Annotated in this window: 20 protein-coding genes and 4 pseudogenes; 15 read left to right on the top strand and 9 right to left on the bottom strand. The window is 34.7% G+C overall.

What is annotated here, in order from left to right:
* Nucleotides 1-16 precede the first annotated feature (16 nt).
* Entirely contained in the window at nt 17-337 is a 321-nt protein-coding gene (locus tag ACG9ZB_RS14215) for a hypothetical protein (protein ID WP_005248735.1), read from the bottom strand.
* 11 nt (nt 338-348) lie between these two features.
* On the bottom strand, nt 349-621 hold the full coding sequence (locus ACG9ZB_RS14210; protein ID WP_034129462.1) for a hypothetical protein: 273 nt from the start codon (nt 619-621) through the stop codon (nt 349-351).
* A gap of 1,187 nt (nt 622-1,808) precedes the next feature.
* Here ACG9ZB_RS14210 and ACG9ZB_RS14205 point away from each other — a divergent pair.
* From ACG9ZB_RS14205 to ACG9ZB_RS14170, 8 genes are all read left to right on the top strand, one after another.
* Nucleotides 1,809-2,999, top strand: a complete 1,191-nt coding sequence (locus tag ACG9ZB_RS14205) for a replication initiation protein (protein ID WP_419326413.1) — start codon at nt 1,809-1,811, stop codon at nt 2,997-2,999.
* Nucleotides 3,000-3,707: 708 nt separating this feature from the next.
* Nucleotides 3,708-4,172 (top strand): hypothetical protein, encoded by a 465-nt coding sequence (locus ACG9ZB_RS14200; RefSeq protein ID WP_419326411.1) that lies wholly within the window; start codon nt 3,708-3,710, stop codon nt 4,170-4,172.
* Between the two features lie 343 nt (nt 4,173-4,515).
* The gene (locus ACG9ZB_RS14195) at nt 4,516-5,034 is read left to right on the top strand and encodes a molecular chaperone DnaJ (RefSeq protein ID WP_034129465.1); all 519 of its coding nucleotides are present in this window, start codon (nt 4,516-4,518) and stop codon (nt 5,032-5,034) included.
* 169 nt (nt 5,035-5,203) lie between these two features.
* Entirely contained in the window at nt 5,204-5,584 is a 381-nt protein-coding gene (locus tag ACG9ZB_RS14190) for a DUF6573 family protein (protein ID WP_419326409.1), read from the top strand.
* A 152-nt stretch (nt 5,585-5,736) separates the two neighbouring features.
* On the top strand, nt 5,737-6,513 hold the full coding sequence (locus tag ACG9ZB_RS14185) for a ParA family protein (protein WP_015060288.1): 777 nt from the start codon (nt 5,737-5,739) through the stop codon (nt 6,511-6,513).
* Between the two features lie 3 nt (nt 6,514-6,516).
* Nucleotides 6,517-7,554 carry a ParB/RepB/Spo0J family partition protein gene (locus tag ACG9ZB_RS14180; RefSeq protein ID WP_034129469.1) on the top strand — a complete coding sequence of 346 codons (1,038 nt, stop codon included), beginning with the start codon at nt 6,517-6,519 and terminating at the stop codon, nt 7,552-7,554.
* Nucleotides 7,555-7,795: 241 nt separating this feature from the next.
* Nucleotides 7,796-8,464: a plasmid mobilization relaxosome protein MobC gene (locus ACG9ZB_RS14175; protein ID WP_034129470.1), complete on the top strand. Its 669-nt coding sequence runs from the start codon at nt 7,796-7,798 to the stop codon at nt 8,462-8,464.
* Nucleotides 8,464-9,531: a relaxase/mobilization nuclease domain-containing protein gene (locus ACG9ZB_RS14170; protein ID WP_419326408.1), complete on the top strand. Its 1,068-nt coding sequence runs from the start codon at nt 8,464-8,466 to the stop codon at nt 9,529-9,531. Before ACG9ZB_RS14175 ends, ACG9ZB_RS14170 begins: the two co-directional genes overlap by 1 nt.
* Nucleotides 9,532-9,601: 70 nt before the next feature.
* Here ACG9ZB_RS14170 and ACG9ZB_RS14165 read toward each other — a convergent pair whose 3' ends face one another.
* The 4 genes from ACG9ZB_RS14165 to ACG9ZB_RS14150 all read right to left on the bottom strand — a co-directional run bounded on the left by ACG9ZB_RS14165 (nt 9,602) and on the right by ACG9ZB_RS14150 (nt 13,213).
* Nucleotides 9,602-10,315: a hypothetical protein gene (locus tag ACG9ZB_RS14165; protein WP_005253322.1), complete on the bottom strand. Its 714-nt coding sequence runs from the start codon at nt 10,313-10,315 to the stop codon at nt 9,602-9,604.
* A 78-nt stretch (nt 10,316-10,393) separates the two neighbouring features.
* The gene (locus ACG9ZB_RS14160; protein ID WP_419272462.1) at nt 10,394-10,735 is read right to left on the bottom strand and encodes a DUF192 domain-containing protein; all 342 of its coding nucleotides are present in this window, start codon (nt 10,733-10,735) and stop codon (nt 10,394-10,396) included.
* 116 nt (nt 10,736-10,851) lie between these two features.
* Nucleotides 10,852-11,940: a DUF4113 domain-containing protein gene (locus ACG9ZB_RS14155; protein ID WP_419326406.1), complete on the bottom strand. Its 1,089-nt coding sequence runs from the start codon at nt 11,938-11,940 to the stop codon at nt 10,852-10,854.
* 322 nt (nt 11,941-12,262) lie between these two features.
* The gene (locus tag ACG9ZB_RS14150; protein WP_419326405.1) at nt 12,263-13,213 is read right to left on the bottom strand and encodes an IS481 family transposase; all 951 of its coding nucleotides are present in this window, start codon (nt 13,211-13,213) and stop codon (nt 12,263-12,265) included.
* 188 nt (nt 13,214-13,401) lie between these two features.
* Here ACG9ZB_RS14150 and ACG9ZB_RS14145 point away from each other — a divergent pair, with 188 nt between their 5' ends.
* The 3 genes and pseudogenes from ACG9ZB_RS14145 to ACG9ZB_RS14135 all read left to right on the top strand — a co-directional run.
* Nucleotides 13,402-13,947, top strand: coding sequence for an Ail/Lom family outer membrane beta-barrel protein (locus ACG9ZB_RS14145; protein ID WP_419326404.1), 546 nt, complete (start codon nt 13,402-13,404; stop codon nt 13,945-13,947).
* A 103-nt stretch (nt 13,948-14,050) separates the two neighbouring features.
* Nucleotides 14,051-14,302 (top strand): helix-turn-helix domain-containing protein, encoded by a 252-nt coding sequence (locus ACG9ZB_RS14140; RefSeq protein WP_107681057.1) that lies wholly within the window; start codon nt 14,051-14,053, stop codon nt 14,300-14,302.
* Nucleotides 14,271-14,907 (top strand): annotated as a pseudogene (locus tag ACG9ZB_RS14135) (IS3 family transposase); the annotation flags it as partial. The gene ACG9ZB_RS14140 and the pseudogene ACG9ZB_RS14135, both read left to right, overlap by 32 nt.
* Before the next feature lie 59 nt (nt 14,908-14,966).
* Here ACG9ZB_RS14135 and ACG9ZB_RS14130 read toward each other — a convergent pair.
* From ACG9ZB_RS14130 to ACG9ZB_RS14120, 3 genes and pseudogenes are all read right to left on the bottom strand, one after another.
* Nucleotides 14,967-15,497 carry a ricin-type beta-trefoil lectin domain protein gene (locus ACG9ZB_RS14130; RefSeq protein ID WP_228253108.1) on the bottom strand — a complete coding sequence of 177 codons (531 nt, stop codon included), beginning with the start codon at nt 15,495-15,497 and terminating at the stop codon, nt 14,967-14,969.
* 55 nt (nt 15,498-15,552) lie between these two features.
* Nucleotides 15,553-15,936: pseudogene (locus tag ACG9ZB_RS14125) on the bottom strand (transposase); the annotation flags it as partial.
* Nucleotides 15,937-16,182: 246 nt separating this feature from the next.
* Nucleotides 16,183-16,374 (bottom strand): hypothetical protein, encoded by a 192-nt coding sequence (locus ACG9ZB_RS14120; protein WP_114237925.1) that lies wholly within the window; start codon nt 16,372-16,374, stop codon nt 16,183-16,185.
* Between the two features lie 1,366 nt (nt 16,375-17,740).
* On the opposite strand from ACG9ZB_RS14120, the gene repM reads away from it, so the two are divergent.
* The 4 genes and pseudogenes from repM to ACG9ZB_RS14100 all read left to right on the top strand — a co-directional run bounded on the left by repM (nt 17,741) and on the right by ACG9ZB_RS14100 (nt 19,470).
* The gene (gene repM / locus ACG9ZB_RS14115; protein WP_419326402.1) at nt 17,741-18,676 is read left to right on the top strand and encodes a replication initiation protein RepM; all 936 of its coding nucleotides are present in this window, start codon (nt 17,741-17,743) and stop codon (nt 18,674-18,676) included.
* A 68-nt stretch (nt 18,677-18,744) separates the two neighbouring features.
* Nucleotides 18,745-18,816, top strand: a pseudogene (locus ACG9ZB_RS14110) (DNA-binding protein); the annotation flags it as partial.
* Nucleotides 18,808-18,891: pseudogene (locus tag ACG9ZB_RS14105) on the top strand (DNA-binding protein); the annotation flags it as partial. The pseudogenes ACG9ZB_RS14110 and ACG9ZB_RS14105, both read left to right, overlap by 9 nt.
* 198 nt (nt 18,892-19,089) lie before the next feature.
* Entirely contained in the window at nt 19,090-19,470 is a 381-nt protein-coding gene (locus ACG9ZB_RS14100) for a hypothetical protein (RefSeq protein WP_151829633.1), read from the top strand.
* Nucleotides 19,471-19,604 lie beyond the last annotated feature (134 nt).

Below are 19,604 nucleotides of genomic sequence, written 5' to 3'. Positions count from 1 at the left end.
TTTTTTCTTGCAAAACTTAGGACTTTTTAACTGTAGTGACTAACTTGTCATCTACATACAGATAAACTCTTTTATTATGTGTATAAGATGAAATTTTAGGTTGTCCTTCTCCACCTCCAACAGATCCGTCTTGATTACTGCTGACGAATGAACAGTGAGGAAAGCCTTTACCTTTAGCCAGATCTTTTTTTACGTCACTAATTGTAGACTGACATTCAGAAACATTAAGACCGCCAGCAAAGCACATAAAAGCACGACAGCCATAATTTTCATCTTTAGCTGCAACTAAGGCAGATGCACTAGCTAAAGTTAAACCTAAAATAAATTTTTTATACACAAGTAGTCACTCTATTTAGATGAGTTTTCCATTACGAATAACTTGCCTTCAAAGTTTAGAGATATTGTTTTGGCATTGCTGCACATTGAACAAATCTCTTGAATCAAGAAGGGTAAATTCCGTGTGAATCGAATTTTTCCTGATGCGGTATGAATGATGTGATCAACATCATTTACTTTAACAGTCACAAAATATTGGAACTGCTCGTTCATACCAATTTCAACACCATAGTTATTGGCGTTGAAGTCATCGACTGTTTTCAAATCATTCATCGTTAAAGCCATTTCTGCAAGATCCTTAGTTTTTAAAAGTGAAGTGCGGATTCTTACAAAATATAATTAATTTAAAAATGTAACTGAAGTGTAACTGTGTGTAAAAGACACAAAAACATCAATTATTTTTAAACGCTTTTAATATATATCAAAAAATTTTAAAACTTTAATGAATAATTTAAAACATTTGTAAAAAGTTTGTATATATCAAAGCTCATATTTTTTTTAGATCCCTTCCCTTTTTGTCATGTAAATATTACTTTAATAATCTTCTAAACATTTCTAAAAACTTTTTTAAAAAAACTAGAATCGGGTTTAAAAAGAGTTTAAATAGAGTTTAGGAGTGTTTAGAACAGTTTAGGAGCCTTAATTTCTTTTTGTAAAACATAAGTTTACAAGCCTATAACTATACGTTTTGTCGCTATAACTATACGTTTTGTCGCTATAACTATACGTTTTGTCGCTATAACTATACGTTTTGTCGCTATAACTATACGTTTTGTCACATACCTATACGTTTTGTCGCAAATAGTCCACAGACTTATCAACAGCATACAAAAAATGGCTAAATTATTCTTAAAAATCAGTAATTAATTAGGTGTTTAGCTCTAAATTATTAAATTTTTGCGTATTTTTTAGCCTTAATCTATGCTGAAATCTCAAAACTATACGTTTTGTCGCAACCTCCCGCATAACTATACGTTTTGTCGCAAACCTGCGATTATGCGTACTGGATACGATTATATATATTTTTCAGGAATTAACTAGATTCTTAATAATCTGATAAGTTATTGTTTTATATAAATAATTATATTGATGAACGATTTTTATTTTTTGGTGCTAAAAAAGATATTTGTATAGGCTTAAAATCATAACTATACGTTTTGTCGCAGCGTAAGTTATTGATATTTATATAATAGTTATAAATATTCAAAATTGAATATTTTTTAACTGGTTTTTGTGTTAAAAATAGCCATACGTTTTGTCGCAGCGTAACTAATTGAAATAAAAGAAAATACTTAAACAGGAAAAACATTTATTTTATTTATACTACTACAGGGTTATAAAGTAATTTTACTGATTTTTAATAAATATATATTTTAAAAACAATATCTTATAAAATTAATTAATAACTATACTTGATAAATATACCTGTATAGTTATAATGATTTCAAATGGAATAACGGATTTACAAAAAAATGCAGACAATTATTGGCTCACAAGGCTTAGAGGACTATACACAATCTAATACAAGGGCAAAATTGACCGATTTAGTTGTGACCCGCAATGATTTTCCTACTGCCAGATATAGCATTGATCTCAATCTTGAGAAGCTTATGTACTGTGCAATGATCATCGTGAGAAAGAATGAGCTTAAAAATAAGACCTCAATTACTCATGACGACTTCATTTATGTGAGCAGCGAAAACTTTGGAGAATTGACCTCCCCAATGGCTAGAAAGGAAGTGCTTACTGCAACAGATAAACGTGAAATTCAGCGAAATGCTGAAACTGCTTTAAAACGTATTTATACAAAATTTGATAACCCAACTATGTTGGTTAAAGATGGGGAATCTGACGAACCTGCTAAAGTTCCGATGATGACTTATTGCCATTATGACAAAGCAACTAAATGTATTAAGGTTAGATTCGCAAAAGAATTTTTTGAGTATTTCTATGATCTAGTTAAGAAAGTAGATGAAAAAACTAAGTCATTTAGTAGCCATGAACTGAAGCATATTATCTTATTTAATTCGAGCTATTCCCTTCGTTTGTATCGGATCTTAATGAGCTATATGTGGCGTACATCAGAGGTCACTATTGATCTGGAAGAATTAAGATGGATGCTTGAATGTGAGGATAAATATAAAGAGTTGGCCAATTTTAAAAGCCGTGTTTTGAATGTGGCTCAGGATGAAATTAACGAACTTAGCAATATTAATGTCAGTTTTGAGAACGTAAAAAACGGAAAGGAAGTAGTTGCTATTAAGTTCATTTTTAACTTGAAAACTGAATATAAAGAGCAAGGACACATCAAATTTATAGATAAAATGAAAAAGGGCTATCTGGCTGCTGCAATTCCATTTAATGATGGTGGATCACACTTTAAAGCACCTGATCGTATTAAGCATTTCAAACCACCAGTAAAGGTATCACCAAAACAAATCAGCACCTTAGTAAATTGCAAAGAATTTTTAAATGATTACGGATATTTCTTAGGTAATTTAGACGAGGATACTTCTAAGGTAATTATGAGAACTCTATTAACTGAAAAGTTAGATAAGCTTAATGCTCATAAGCCGATAGATATGGATTATTACTTCTGGTTACAGGCAAAACGAGGGATTATCACTAATAGCAATAATGATAAGAAGGACGATCAGGATTAATATCTAAAAAGCATACCCACCATATTGTCTTAAACAGACTTCGCTAATTTAAGACAATATGGTGGTTCAATTTAAAACCTTCAAAAATTCTTATTAATCTATATAAAAAGTATCTTTTCTGTTCGCATCCAAATAGTAAAATTTAATAATTAGCCAGTTAATACCTTAGTCATGACTAAATATATACGTTTAGCCTAAGTGGAATATTTTGCCAATTTTAAAAAAGTGTCTATCTAATAAAAACAATAACTTAATGTTATGTGGGAACTGGCCACCTTGCTGTGGTCAATGTTATATTTTCCAATAAAATTTAATTTAACTGTTGTTTAAGTATTAAGTTTATTTCTTATTAACCTCTATTTTTTTAAATCTTTATGCTATCTGGTCGCTACCCTGCGAGATAGCTTTGTATATCCCGCTACTGGAACAAATGGGAGCAGTTGCGTTGCTGCGGTCAGCTCGACAAAATCACAGATTTTGTCGGCTTCACTTGCCCCTTGCAACGGTAATCAGGGAAGGGAAAATTTAACTGATTGCGCCAGTTCGCAAAGTAGACACTTTGCTCTGATCTACCTTCTAGGGATTAACTAAACATTGTTTTATTTCTTAGTCATGACTAAGTTTTTGCTTGAATGTCCACAGGTGGACTGATATAATGATTTTTATCAGGACGCATCGGGCGACCTGAAATAAAACAGGTATTTAGTTATGAATCAGGATTTAGTTTTAGTATATACATTAAAGAAATCTGAAGTTGAATCAGTCCATTTTTTTGGTTACTTAGACAATCTTAATGATCAATATGTTTGCTGTCTTACTAAAAAGAATGTAGGTCAATTAATACTAGAATTACAAAACAGTTATAGAGAAAGCTTTGCTGCTGCTTCAGTTATGACTGAAAAAGATTTCTTTCAGAAAGAGAATAACTATTTAGAACCGATTGAAATTTCACTAACTGAATATGATGAAATGTTTAATATCATTCCCCCTACCCGCACGTATGGAGGTTTTAACTTTGAAATGTTCATGCTGCTTGAACAGTTGGGAGGTGGGCTATTCTCACACTTTTTAGTGACCTTTGAGCCATACACTAAAAAACGCCTTAAAGCGTATAGAGTGACGGCTTATAGGAATGATCCATTCCATAAAATTTTTAATTCTTGTCCAATTTAAAAGAGATCCCCGAAAAGGGGATTTTTTTATACTTTCTTAGTCATGACTAAGGGAAAAACGATTGTTCATCTTGTGTGTTTTAAGCTCATTTTAGCGTGTTTGTGAGTTTGATGTGGGGTAGTTAGACATAAGGTGGAGAAAGGCTATCAGCAGCCTAAGAAACGCAAATATAAGCATTAGAAAAGCAGACCAGACAGAATACTTAACTAGCTATTTTTTATAGATTTATATCATTTAAAAAATTAGTCATGACTAATTTTTTGCTTGAATGTCCACAGGTGGACTGATATAATGATTTTATCAGGACGCATCGGGCGACCTGAAATAAAACAGGTATTTAAACATGAAACATTTTTCATCAGTTACATCATTAGACGAGTTAAAACTTCAATACAAAAAACTAGCTTTCAAAAATCATCCTGATCGTGGCGGTAAAACCGAAGTTATGCAGGAGATTAATAGCGAATATGAACAGCTTTTAAATCGCATTATTAATGAAGCATCAAAAGATCAGTATCAAGATAGTTCCGAAAATGGGCGTGGTTTCTGGTCAAGCCGTTCAGAACACTCTGAAGTTGAGAAAAAAGTAAAACAGGCTATTGATGCAATTATTAATCTGGATGGTTTAGATATTGAAATTATTGGCGTTTGGGTTTGGGTTTCTGGTGATACTAAGCAGCACAAAGACAAATTAAAAGAAGCGGGTTTTGTCTGGAATCGAGTGCAATGTAAATGGGTTTTCATTGGTAAAAAATCAAATGGTCGAGGCAGAATGACCTTAGATCAAATGCGAGAGTTACACGGCAGCCAGAAAGTTAAAAAAACCAGAATGTCAGAAGAAAGACAACTTTTAACCGCTTAATGAATGAGTCCCCGAAAGGGGGCTTTTTTTTATCAATATTTTTAGTCATAACCAAGCCTTATTATTCTTAGTCATGACTAATCTTTTGCTTGAATGTCCACAGGTGGACTGATATAATAATTTTTATCAGGACGCATCGGGCGACCTGAAATAAAACAGGTTAAAAATCATGGAACAATACATTTCAGTTTATACACGTCAGCAAGCCATTGAAGATGGTTTTCTAGTTGCAATCAATTCTCTTAGTTCTAAATTAGATGGACTTGCAAAAGAACATTATAAGCATCCTATCTGCTTCACTTCTGCGCTTTGGACGGTAGTTGATAAGGCTGTAAAAAATGAAAAATGGCTTAATGACTTAGAGGGCGTTATTCATGACATATTATGGATGAGCCGAGCATATAAGACACACCTAAGCCCAAGTACGGTACGTTTTACTGTGATTATCACAGGCGCAGGTCGCAAGAGAAATCATATTTTAGAATTGCACGTACATGGTGGAGATCAAGGAGAGCCAGTCATAACAATCGGTTATCCTGAAGATTTTTAATTTACGTCCTCCCTTTATGGGAGGATTTTTTTATGATAAAAAACTTAGTCATGACTAAGAAAATGCTTGCAATGTCCACAGGTGGACGTTAGAATATACAGCATAAGGACGCAATAGGGCGACCCTTAATAAGCCATTAAACTAGGTGAAATATGAAAAAAGTTGTTGCTTCAAATCAAAAGGGCGGTGTGGGTAAATCTGCAATCATTTGCCAGTATGCACACTATTTAAATTCTTTGGGCTTGCGTGTATTAGTCATTGATCTAGACCACCAGAAAAACACTACAAAAGCATTGATTACTGGCGGGGCTGTGACTGTAGCTAATGTATCTGCTTTCGACATGCTGACCAAAGAAGATCAAACTATTTCAAATCCTGAAGCCTTTACTTTGGTACAAGCAACACCAGAATTAACAGCTATTGAAAAAAATGGCACTTTGCATAACAACTTTGCCACCAATTACCAGAAGTTTTTAAAATCAGTTGATTCTTTATTTGATGTTTGCCTGATTGATACCAATCCAAATCCCGACATTCGCCAAGTAGCTTCATTAATTGTTAGTGACTATGTTTTAAGTCCAATTCAGTTGAATCAGGAAGCTATTGACGGCATCGGTGGATTACTCAAGCAGATCCAAGCGATTAATCAAAAGCTAAACCCAAATTTAAAATTAATCGGCATCCTTCCGAATATTGTTGAACCAACTCCATTCCAGAAAGACAACCTAAAAGCTATTGTTCAGCATTTTTCAAAGTACCTGATCAAAAACTCAGACGGTAGCTATGCTTTCGTTAAAAAAACGACTGCAATCGCTGAAGCGCAAGCGCAAGGCATACCTACAAATAAATTGGGTAAAACTAGCGGTTTTACCGCATGGGCTGAATTAAAAACAGTTTTTGAAAGCATTAACAAGTTTATGGAGATTTAAGGAATGTTAGATTTATCAGCTTTGGAAGGTATTGATCTAGGTAATCCTGCACCAGTTGCAGACGGAACACCTAAACAGATTCCACTTACAGATATTCTTGAAGATCCAGATCAGCCGCGTGTTGAGTTTCCAGAAGATCAGATGCAAAAAATGGTCGAATCAATCAAGGCTCGTGGAGTTAAAACACCAATTAGTGTTAAACCCCACCCAACAGAACAAGGCAAGTGGATCATCAATTATGGAGCTAGACGTTTTAGAGCTTCAGTGATGGCTGGCAAGGAAACTATCCCTGCTTTTGTTGATAATGATCATGATGATTATGATCAAGTCATGGAGAATAAAGAACGCCTTAACCATTCACCTATTGAGCTTGCACTTTTCATCCAAAAGAAAATTAAGCAAGGTGAGAAGAAAAACGTAATCGCTAAGAAGTTAAATGAAGATCCTGTTTTTATTTCAACTCACTTAGCTTTAGTAGATATGCCAGAGTGCTTATCTAAGGCTTATGATGCAGGTTTTAAATCTCCAAAGACTTTGTATGACTTACGCAAACTTTGGGAATCCTTCCCTGAAGAAGTAAACGCTTGGGTGGATGAATCTTTAGAGAATGGTCAAGACATTATCAGATCGAGAGTACAGGCTCTATCTAAAAAGTTAAAAGAACCTAAGCAAGCTGAAACGACTGAAGCAGATCCAGAATCAGAACCACAGGCGCAAGAAAGCCAAGAGCAAACCGCCATTATTGATGATAATGAATCTTTCAATTTTGATGGGGATGATCAAGCTGAAGCGACTGAAGAACCTGAAGTTAAAAAACTGATGGATCAATCGAACCAGAAAGAGCAGCCAGAAGCTAAAGAAGCAGATCCAGACAAAATCAAAAAACCGCTTTTAGTTGTTATTCATGACGGCCGACAAGCGAACCTGATGCTTAATAAAAAGCCTTCTTCTTTGGGTTTTGCATGGATCAAATACGAAGATGGAACAGAGGTATCTGTAGATTGCAGCAGCCTTGAAATCGAGTATTTACAAGAAGCCTAAACCTACCAATGGAAAAAGACCTTGCTTATGCAAGGTTTTTTTTGGGGCGGGTTATCCCGACCACCTAGCTTGATTACCCTTAGTCATGACTAAGGAGAAAAGAGGGAAAAATGGAGGTATATAATCTAAGGCAGGATAGGCAACAGCCGTTAAAAAACTTAATTTGTGACACAAATTAAGGTTATACTATTCTTTCAGAATAGCTATCGAAAATATTAGTTTCGATAAAGGTACTGGAATCATGACGAAATCAAACTTGGATCAAGTTTTAAAATTTAGGGTTAGCAATGCCGTTTATGACTGGTGGCAAGCTAAGTGTGAGAAGCAAGGAATCAAGAAAGGTGAGCCTTTCCAGAAGGCTTTAGACAATGCCTATAAAAAAGAAAATGATCCTGATTATTCAGGACAAGATTTTTCCTTGAATCTGGAAAAGGACATAGCCGAAAAAATCTTTCAGTTAGCTAAGTTTGAAGAAGTAGATCCAGACGACCTGATCAAAAAAATGATCAAGGAAAAGTTATCTGAAATAGAAAAAACGCAAGACGTTATAGATGTATTTGAAAAAACATCACGCAAAGAATTACGGCTTAAACCAAGTTTGATGAAAGCCATTAATGAGAAAGCAGCACAGATCGGCATGAAACCGAATCAATATATCATTTCGGTTTTAACAGCTAATGTCACAAAAGATTCAATATTCTTTAGCCAGGAAGAAGCTCTTAAACTTGGCGAATCAAATAGTCAGCTTTTGGCGATTGGTAGAAACCTAAACCAAATGGCTAAGAATATGAATCAGGGTATTTATGAATCTTACGATAGAGAATTTGTCGAGCGAGTACATCAGCTAGTAAAAGCTCAAGTTAGGCATGTTTTCACTCTATTAGAGCGCAATAAAAAGAGGTGGGAATAATGGCTAACGGAAGCAGTAAGACTACCAGAGAAGTGCAAAGCACCTTGCTTGCTCATGGTGAGCAACTACTTAATGGATCTAAAGTTAGGCGTGTTAATCAGACCCAAAGTTTAGATACTTTTTTAAATGACCTGTCTAAGCCTAAAAATGGATCTGGCCATTCAGCTACATCAGCCCCTAAATCATCTCCAAATAGCGTTAAAGCAACTTTAGATAGAATTAGTAAAAAGACCCCTGAAGTAATGGTCAAGGTTACTGGTGGAGGTAATTCTATGGGGAAGGTGAAAGCTCACATGGGATATATCACTCGGAATGGACAATTAGAGGGAATTGATCAGGACGGAAATAAAGTTAATGGTAAGGATGATATAGAAGATGCTGCTGAAGATTGGCAAATGTCAGGTACACCTATTTCTGATGAAGAGTCTAAATATAAGCAGGCTTTTAATATTGTGTTATCTATGCCGAAAGGTACGGATGAAAAAGGCGTTTATGATGCTGCAAAAGAATTTGCAGAGGAACATTTTAAAGACCATAAATATATGATGGTGCAGCATACCTTTACCAATGACCCTTCAAAAGATCCAAGTGAAAACCCGCATGTGCATGTTGTTGTTAAAGCTGTTTCTGAAAAAGGTGATCGGTTAAATATTAGGAAGGCTGACCTTCAGGAATGGCGAGAAAGTTTTGCTGAAAAACTAAGATCCAGAGGGATTGAAGCGAATGCGACAAAACGGATAGCTAGGCTGCAAAAAAACAGAAGTGATAAACAGTCAGTTAAACAAATGAAAGAGCAAGGCAAATCGTTTAAGCGATATGGTAAAAATAAGGCCAGTCCTGAACGTGTCCAGAAAGCTAAACAGCAAGAAAAAGAAGCATTGACGCATTACAAGGAAATTACTAAAGCTCTATCACAGTCACCAGATCCGCAAGATAGAAAACTAGCAGTTGATCTAGTGGACTATTTAAGGACACAGGTAGAAGTGAAAAAACCACAGCCACAGATTCAACCTAATAAGCCAGATCCACAACAAAGATTGAACAAAGGGAAGGAACAAGAACGCTAACGAGATAGTTATCGTACTGAATTGCTCTTACAATTCTAGATACATATAATGATCTTTCGATCAGGTTTATCTAGAATTGTGATTTATTTTCAATACTTAGGATTGGTTTATAGCGTTGGATATATTCAACTAAATCGCGGCTATCCCACACCTCTATAGTATGGCCATAACCTGCGGGTAATGGAGAACCATCATTAAAAAATAAGCTAGCAATATAAAGATCTTTAGTATATTCGCATGCTGAAATAGAGATACTCATTAGGTGACCTTTTATATTTAGTTGTTCTACTATCGGCCTGTAGTCAATCAAACTATTTGATTCAAATCCTAGATATGAGATCAAGAAGGACTTTAATTCATCCATTGTAATTCGGTAAGGTAACTCATCATCACTAAAAATTTTTACTTGATCTTGCCTAAGTGCATGATGAGATAAATATCTATCAAAATTTTCTATCTGTGAGTTAATCGAATTACAGGAATCTTTAAGTTGTTTGTAAGTATCATAAAACATTCGAGATAATTCTGAATATTGATTGATAACTACTTGGTATTTGCGTTCTAAAGCCTTGTGCTTTAATACTAAAACATCATCAGGTGGTGTCTGCGGTAATTGAAGGAAGGGCTTAGGGCGAATTTTTGGCAATTTGTCGTATTGTTTCAAGTACTCTTTATAATGACGCGCGGAATTTTCACCTACATATTTGGCAAAAATTTTTAGTGGTACTCCACTAAAGAAAGGATGTTTTCCAATCGAAACAATATCATTAATATCAACAGCCATCTTTTTTCCTAAAAATAGTTCGTCACTTTATTAAATATTTATAATCGTAGTAGAAAGTCTATATTTAAACTATAGAATTTATTGCTCTCTCACAATTTCTAGTGCATATACTATCTTTTCATTAGGGCAATACTGCTTTTGGGAAAACTTTTCCATGACAGCCGATCCAATAATTTCTTTATCTGCATTAAAGAAAAATATATCTAAGTCATAAGGTACATTGACCATATTAAAACAGGTATAAATTGGCTTTTTCCATGTGAAAACTAATGGTTTTAATAAAGGATTTTCTTTAAATCCTATTTCTTGATCATGTTCCCTATACAGATAAAGAGCCGTTAATTTTTTTCCATTAAAGTTAAAAGTCTTTAGTTCTTTTTCTTGATCAAAGTAAGGGTTATAAACCTGTTTAAAGGCCATAACAGACACTACTATTAAAAGAGCTATAAACGCTGCATATTTTAATTTCAATTCCTGTTATTCCTTTTAGCCAGGTGGCAAGTTACATGCAAAGAAATTGTCTTAGTCATGACTAATTATTTAACACTCATAAGTTGATCCCATTTAAAGTAATTGGGAGACAGCTTATTACGTGACATATTCCAATTTCTATCAGGTAGCATACTGGCACCTAATCCTATTTTTCTCTTACCAAATTTATTCTGTATATCATCGAGTGAATCCATAAGCTTATTACTTGATTCTATCTTATTCATGTCCGTGAATAGGTCATAAATATGAGTAGTTTTAGGTTCAAGACAAGTGAGGATAACTCCACATTTTTTAAATCCAATATTCTTCTGGTATAGCTGATCAATCATTGAGGTAGCAATTTTAGAAAGTAATAAACTATTGTCTGATGGATCGGGTAAAGCGTAAAACAAAGATTTATTATAAAAAGGCTCAGAACTATCAAATGGATTAGATTGCACAAAACTAATAATACAGCCACATAGTAAATTTTCACTTCTTAGACGGCTTACGGCATCTTGAACATAAAGAGTAATCGCTTCTTTAAGATCGTCACAGCTATAAACTTTCTGGCCAAAGGAACGGCTTGCTATTATTTGTTTTTTTGCTTTAGGACTTTGCTCAATTTCAATGCAAGAGATTCCCTGTAATTCTAATATTGTTCTGTGCATGACTACAGAGAATTGATCTCTAATCATTAAGGGGGAAGCACAGACGAAATCTAGAACTGTATTAATGCTTAGGCTATTCAGCTTTTTAGTATGCTTTCTACCAATCCCCCATACTTCACTAACTTCTATAGATTGATATAAGCCCTCAATCGAACAATAGTCCATTGAAACAAGGTTACATACACCTTTTAAATAACTATTCTTTTTAGCGATATGATTAGCCATTTTTGCTTCTGTTTTAGTCCGTCCAATTCCAATACAGGCCGGCAAACCTAGCCAACGTGAGAGCCGATCCAGAATTAAATGAGTATAAGCAGTTAGATCATAATTTGAAGCATAAGCAGTTAGATCTAAAAAGCATTCATCAATCGAATAAATTTCTTGTTCTTGAGGTGTAACAAATTCAGCCACACTATGACCTTTCTCAGTGACTTGTTTTACTGCTTCAATTTTGAATTCTTCAGGGTATCGTTTACTGCTCATAAGCACCTCGTTAATTAGCCATTTTATCTAACTAAAAGGTGTCTACAAAATCGGTGGCTATTCACCTGAAGGTCTTCTATAGCTAATTTTTAAAGCTTACTTATTTGGAATTATCCCTTTTATTCTTTATGGCTAACATTCAAAATCGGCAATGCAATTCTTTCCATTGCGAATATCGATGCATTCATCTATATCAAATTCAAATGAGTCAAAAAATTACATTTATTTCATGATTTTAAAGAAAAAACCTTATCTGCGATCCGCGGTTAATTAATATGATGAAAACCAAAACTAAAAAATTCGAAAATGATTCACAATTGTACTAGGTGTTTAGTCCCGGCATTTGATGGATCGGATCAATCTTAAAAAGTTCAGGTTCATCTGTCCACTGTTTGCAGATGAATTCGTAGGGAGTCAGGCCCCTGAGTGTTTTGAGTCTGCGGCCGAAGTTGTATGCAGCAATAAAATCAGCAAGGTGAATGCATAGCTGAGTGTGATCGTCGTAATGGAACCGTTTGACAGTAGCTTCTTTAATCGTTCGGTTCATCCTCTCGACCTGTCCATTGGTCCATGGATGCTTAACCTTGGTAAGACGATGTTCAATGCCACATTCAGTACAAACCCGATCAAAGATGTGCTCAGAGGCGTAGCGATCACAGGTGCGGTTCGTGAACTGGATGCCGTTATCTGTTAGCACCGTATGGATTCTATAGGGCACAGCCTTAACCAGATTGCGCATGAACTCCGCGGCTGCCATCTTACTGGCTTTGGTATGCAATTCAGTGAACGCAAACTTGGAAGTGCGATCAATGGCAACGAAGAGATAAAGCTTACCCTGTGCTGTTTGCATCTCAGCGATGTCGATATGAAAGTAACCAATGGGGTAGCTCTTGAAGCGCTTCCTGACAGGGCGATCACCTTGTACCTCAGGCAGTCGTGAAATACCATGCCGCTGCAAGCAGCGGTGTAACGACGAGCGTGTCAGATAAAGAATACTCGGCTGCAATGCATAAAGGCAATCGTCTAACGGCAACAAAGTGCGTTTTCGAAAAGCAACAATTGCCACCTCATCTTCAGGCGATAACACGCTTGAGCGAGGATTCTTTGGGCCGGTTGTAAGATCATCTACTGAAGTACGTTTCTTCCATTTTGCGACGGTCTTTTGATTGATGCCGTAACGCTTGGCTAGCGTTCTTAAGCTCTCTTGACTATTTTGTATTGCTCGACGCACTGCCTGTGTCGTTGTGGCGCTGCTGTGTAGAACTTGTCCCATAGTGCTTCCTTCCATTTATCTGAGAATCTTGCACCATTAAAATCTGGGACTAAACACCTAAAAGGTAAATTATTTGGTCTTTTACAATACCCTTTTTATACTCATAATGACATAATAGTTGCAGTGGATTTATCCACTTAATAGTTATTCAAGTTAAGAATGACTAATAATCTATAAAAAGGTGTAAGATGATTCAAAATATTATTCGTGGCGCTATTTTTACTTGCGCACTAGGTATGTCTATTAATGCTGTTGCGGCTCAACATACAGTTTCTGTTGGCTATGCGCAAACAAAAGCGGAAGACTTTAAAGATTTAAAAGGTGTGAATGCACAATATCGCTTTGAAAGCGAATCTCCTGTAGGCGTGGTGGTTTCAACATCATATGTATCTGGTGATGACAAATCTAATTATGGTTTTGGCGAAGAAAAAGCTGAAGTTAAATCTTTTTCACTTTTAGCTGGTCCAGCATACCGCTTTAATGAGTATGTAAGTGCATATGCTTTGGCAGGATTTGCTAATGTTAAGGGCGATTACAGTGAACGTGAATTTGATGGAAGTTACAGCTATTCAGAAAGCATTACTAAAACATCATTTGCATATGGTGTGGGCGTAGCTGTTAATCCTGTGCAAAATGTATCTGTACATGTAGGTTATGAAGGTACGAAGGTTAAATTTAATGGAGAAAGCGCTAAGTTAAACGGATTTAACATTGGTGTAGGTTACCGTTTCTAAAATAATTTAGTTTTAATGGTCTCCAAGACAACTCAAAAGCCCTCAAAAATTAATCTGCACCCAAAAAATTGGACACACAGTCTGATTTGAAGGGTGCATTTTTATGTCAAGACAAAGAAGAACACTAGAGTTCAAGTTGGAAGTAGTACAGCATTTTATATCTACTTCTGATGGACAAAAAAGAACTGGAGCACGTTTCGGTATTGATGAAAGTCATGTAAGAAATCGGGCTAACTTATATAAATTACATGGTTTAGATGGTCTTAGAACCTCCAGAAGAACCTACACTCCTAAAGAAAAAGAATCTATTTTGTTGTACCGTATTAAGAAACACAGGTTTGGTTGTGAACCATAAGTGTGTACAGCGTCTTATGCAATCTATGAAGCTTAAATCGCGGATTAGAGCTGTGAAATATCGTTCCTATAAAGGTGAGATTGGTAAAATTGCTAACAATATATTACAGCGACAATTCAAGGCAGATAAACCTAATCAGAAGTGGGTTACTGATGTGACTGAGTTTAATGTTCAGAGTGATAAACTTTATCTTTCACCGATTATGGACCTATTTAATATTCCAAACTCAGCACAGACCAACCTTTTCGATAATCAGTATGATGCTACAGGATGCTCTCAGTAAACATAAACCAAACGATACCCTAATTTTACATTCTGATCAGGGCTGGCAATATCAAATGTTTCTCTATCAACAACAAGTTAACCAGCAAGGCCTAATTCAAAGTATGTCACGTAAAGGTAATTGCCTAGATAATGCAGCAATGGAAAGCTTCTTTGGAATTATAAAATCAGAGTGCTTCCATGGAGAGCAATTTAAATCAGTTGATGGGCTGGAACAAAAGGTGAAAGAATATATACACTATTACAACCATGAAAGAATCAAGGTTAAATTAAAAGGACTGAGTCCTGTACAGTACAGAATTCAGTCCTTAAAAGTCTCTTAATATCTTGTCCAGCTTTTTGGGGTCAGATCACTTTGAGGGCTTTTTTTAGGTAATCTTCCTTAGGGTGACGGAATAATAGTGAACTGCTGGCCACGATTATTACTACAGGTATACATCTTCATTTTTCCATTATAAATATCTAGACATTTACCACTATCTTGACTACGAATACGATAACCATCAAAAAACCATTTTTGATTGGCTTGGTTATTACACTGATATGCAATAACCTGAGCGCCATCATTTTTATTTGCTCCAGATACGTCTAAGCATTTTCCTTGCACAGTTATGCTTTTATCTTGATTGTAATTAAATTTTTGATGGGACGTACTTTGACAACGTGATGCCAAAAGTTCTTTTTGATTGAAGGGGCTCAATTCGACACAACGATTATCATGAGTACGAATTTGCAATGTTCTTAAACTATTAAGAGCAGGTATCGATGGGTTATCTATAGTAGTAGTTATTTCTTTATTTACAACTACTGGTACAGGAGATTCAACAACGATACATGCAGTTAAAAGTACACTTGAACTAACTAGAAGTATAAATTTTAACATTTTATTTAAAATATAAATTAAAGATAACATATAATATAATTCAAAATTGTGTATTAATAATGAATTAATAGATCTCTTTCATAACTCATTTTTCATTCAATTCTAAGTTGTAAATTCCAGCAATTAAATTGAATCTTAAACCGAGCCTTTTCCCTCTATTTCGATAGCGCTCTGAAAGTATTTTGAAGGTCTTGAGTACACCAAATACATGCTCAATTCCTATTCTTCTTTTATTGATTTCACGGTTGTGTTGTTTTAATACAGGATCTAATTTACATCCTCGTTTTGCTTTTATTGGTATTAAACTTTTTTCATAAATCGCATAGATCCCTTGATAACCTTTATCCGCTAATACAAATGATTCTTTTGGAATTAAATGCTGATTTCTTTTAAATAATTCAAAGTCGTGTACTGCACCTTTGCACATACATAAACTTAGGATTTGCTGTGTTTTATAGTGAATGATCGCTTGTACTTTAAACGTATGGGCCTTTTGCTTGCCGCTATAGCTTTTCTTCTGTTTTTTTAGGACGTTGTACGACTATTTCTGTTGCATCTACGATAACAACATCCCAATCTAAACCTCCACCAACAGGTAATTTTTTCGGTAAATTAAATTTCTTAGAGCGGATTATAGATATGCGCTTTTTTATATTGTATCTTCTGAATCAGAATTCAGATTTATTTAACATAAACCTCTTATACACAGCCCAGGTTAGTCCTGGGCTTTTTGTTCGATCTGATCATTGGAAGCAAACATGCCAGGATTCGTGAACCGGATATTATTCTGACAGCTTTCGCAGAGCATCAATCCTGCAATTTTTTGAACATTTCCCCTTGATTCACATAAGATACAAGGCTGAGGAAAAGAAACAAGATTGGCCGAATTAACAACAAATTCGCTCATAATTAAAAATTCCTAGTGAGAACTCACTATTTTCAAATAAATTTCATACACTTAATATTAAAAATTGGTAATTTTGAGAACTTTTGTCGAAAATAATTTGAGAACTCATATATTTTATTTATTTTTCAATAGTTTGAGTGGTATTTAGCCTCATAGTTGAGAACTATGGTGAGTTCTCACTATAATTTTTAAAAAACATATATTTATTACAAATATGACCGTTTTTTGAGAACTCATTTTTAGAGCACATAAATAGCCAATTCATTTGCCACTTTTCATATCCAAACGACTGGTAAAAGTGACAAAATCATTACTCATTTATTATAAAAATATTTTGATACCACTTAAGATATTGATAATTAATATTAAAATAGCTAATGTTGGTATCATTCCAACAATACAAGTGATACCAAAAAAACTATTTATTAAACAATAGTTTAAGGTGTAAAAAGTGCCTTTTGTTGGTATCATAAGCGGTATCATTAAATTTATATATAAACCAATAATTTAACTACTTTTCTTTCTATTTTTTGGTATCAGATTCTTCATCATAATTAATCGTCTGCACCCTTTATAAATCGTGGATTTTGAGCTTTTATCTTTAGATGCGTGGTGTGTGAACCAAAAATTGCCGGTATGTACCGGCTCCCAATCCATTTCATTGACTGAACTGACAGTAAAGATAGTGCTTGGCCAAAAGAGATCCTGGCTATTGTGTTTCTAAGAGAAAAATCTATAACCGCAAACTCTAGCCTACAGATCAAAAATAAAACCCAAGTTAAAACGCTCTTACACGCGATTTCAGCCACATTTTTACTTAAGACATAGAATCCACTATTGAAATGAGTAATCAGGTCAAAAAACGCAAATGAGCGCCAAATAGAGGCTATTTTTATCCTAATCGGGATGAATAGAGCGAGTGTCTACGAGCGAAGCAACAAAATTCGCACCTCGACTCTCTGAAAAACAGCTTTTTAGGCTGTGAAGCCTAAATAAGCGTAAATCACATGCAGAAAATTGAGCCTAGATTGAGCGTAGCGAGTAAAAAAGCTTTATGAGCGAAGCGAATTCCGAGTTGCTTTTGCTCTTGCCTTTGCTTTTTCTCAAAGTCACAACCGGATGATCTAAAAAATTGCCCCACGAATCGAGCGAAAGCGAGATTCAATAGAGTTTGAGCGTAGCGAAAACCAAGGGCAATTTTCCCTCCTAAGGCTTTTAATAATTTTTAAGTTTTTAAACGCTTTTAGATCTGCTGTAAGCCTTTATTTATAGTATATACAAGAGATATACCACACCAAAAAGTCACCTATTTACACCACTGATTAATGATGGTGTAATAACACCACGTATAATAAAGGTGTAGCAAATGCCTACCAGTGAATTAATAGTAAAAGATAATGCTTTAATTAATGCGAGTTATAATTTAGATACCGTAGAACAACGGTTAATTCTACTGGCTATCTTACAAGCAAGAGAAACAAAAACAGGGATTGATTCAAACACTAGGTTACGGATCCATGCCAGTGACTATATGAGCAGATTTAATGTTAGTAAGCATGCCGCCTACAAAGCCCTAAAAACAGCAGTTACTAATCTTTTTGGTAGACAGTTTAGCTACCAAACAATTGATGAAAAAACAGGAAAATCAAAGAAAGTAATTTCTCGATGGGTTCAAAATATTTCTTATATTGATGATGCTGCAACCTTAGAGGTTACTTTTACAATGGATGTAGTCCCTTTAATTACACGTTTAGAAAAACAATTTACAAGTTATCAGTTAAAACAAGTTACCCAATTAACAGGAAAATATGCCATTCGACTCTATGAGTTGCTTATAGCATGGCGTGAAGTCGGTAACACTCCTATATTTGAAGTTTCTGACTTTCGTTCGAAGCTTGGCTTAACTTCAGATGATTACCCAAGACTAGATACATTTAAACGACGTGTACTTGAATCAGCAGTCAAACAAATAAATGAACATACAGATATCATCGTTAAAGTTGAACAGCATAAAGAAGGTCGCTCTATTTCTGGGTTCTCTTTTAGCTTCAAACAAAAAAGAAATCAGAACAAAGCAATAGAACGTAAGAAAGATCCCAATACATTAGATATTTTTTCCAGAATAACAGATGCTCAACGCCACTTATTTGCTAACAAGCTTTCGGAATTACCTGAAATTGGGAAATACTCTCAGGGCACTGAAAGCTATCAACAGTTTGCAATAAGAATTGCTGAAATGCTTCAAGATCCTACTAAGTTTCAAGAATTACATACTTATCTTGAAAAAGTTGGCTATCGTTAAAATACTGATGTAACGTTACATGATTAATTATTGTCTACAAGCATACAGATTTTTACTTGGGTTACATAATGAAAGCACTATCTGTTATTGAGTTATCACAACTTTATGGGATGAATCGACAAAGTATTTATAAGCGTATTCCCGTGCCGGAGCAGGTTGAACAGGAACCGGAGAAAAGGGGCTTTTGGAGCCGTTTTTTTAGACCCTATGATTAACCACGATTGTTTAACTGATATGAACAAAGTCGTGAAACTTTGATTAAATAACAATCGTGGAACGTGAAAAATCATAAAAAAAGCCCATTCGGTGGCGATTGGGCTATAAACTAGAAACTACAGCATTGATTTCTATAGATAATTATAACGCATTTCGTATAAGGCGTATTATGTTAATTTTAGAAAATCTTAATTAAAGTGAAATATATAGCTCAAATCATAGAATGTAATGAGGATCTCGAATTTATTCTAAAAATTAAGATTCGTAATGAAATTCTAGAGGTATTTAGTTCTTCAATACCCTCATTTATTGATCTCAAAAAAAATTACCTTATAGCTTTAGAAGCTACTATTCTTGATGATTACATTATTGAAGAAGTGAATTGTCCCCATCAAGTTAAGCAAATAGATAATAGTCTAAGATATGAAATTATTGGACATTTAAAAGAAGGAAAGCTAGATAGTAATGGCTTAATTTTTGAAGATTATATTTTAAATAGAGATTTTTTTTACTTAGATAACACTACAGTAAAATGGACTGTAGACAGAATTAATGCCACTTTTGATGACAGTAATTGAGTTTATTTAACATAATAGAGCTTATACGAAACGTAATTGTAACTCCAAAATAGAAATGTCCGGTTTCTCCAAAGTAAAAATGTCCGCTTTTAGAATATGCACTTTTGCAATTTCGTTAGCGGACGGTTTGATAT

Source organism: Acinetobacter johnsonii (assembly GCF_048551975.1).
Lineage (GTDB): Bacteria > Pseudomonadota > Gammaproteobacteria > Pseudomonadales > Moraxellaceae > Acinetobacter > Acinetobacter johnsonii_A.
This window is presented reverse-complemented; position numbering and strand designations above follow the sequence as displayed.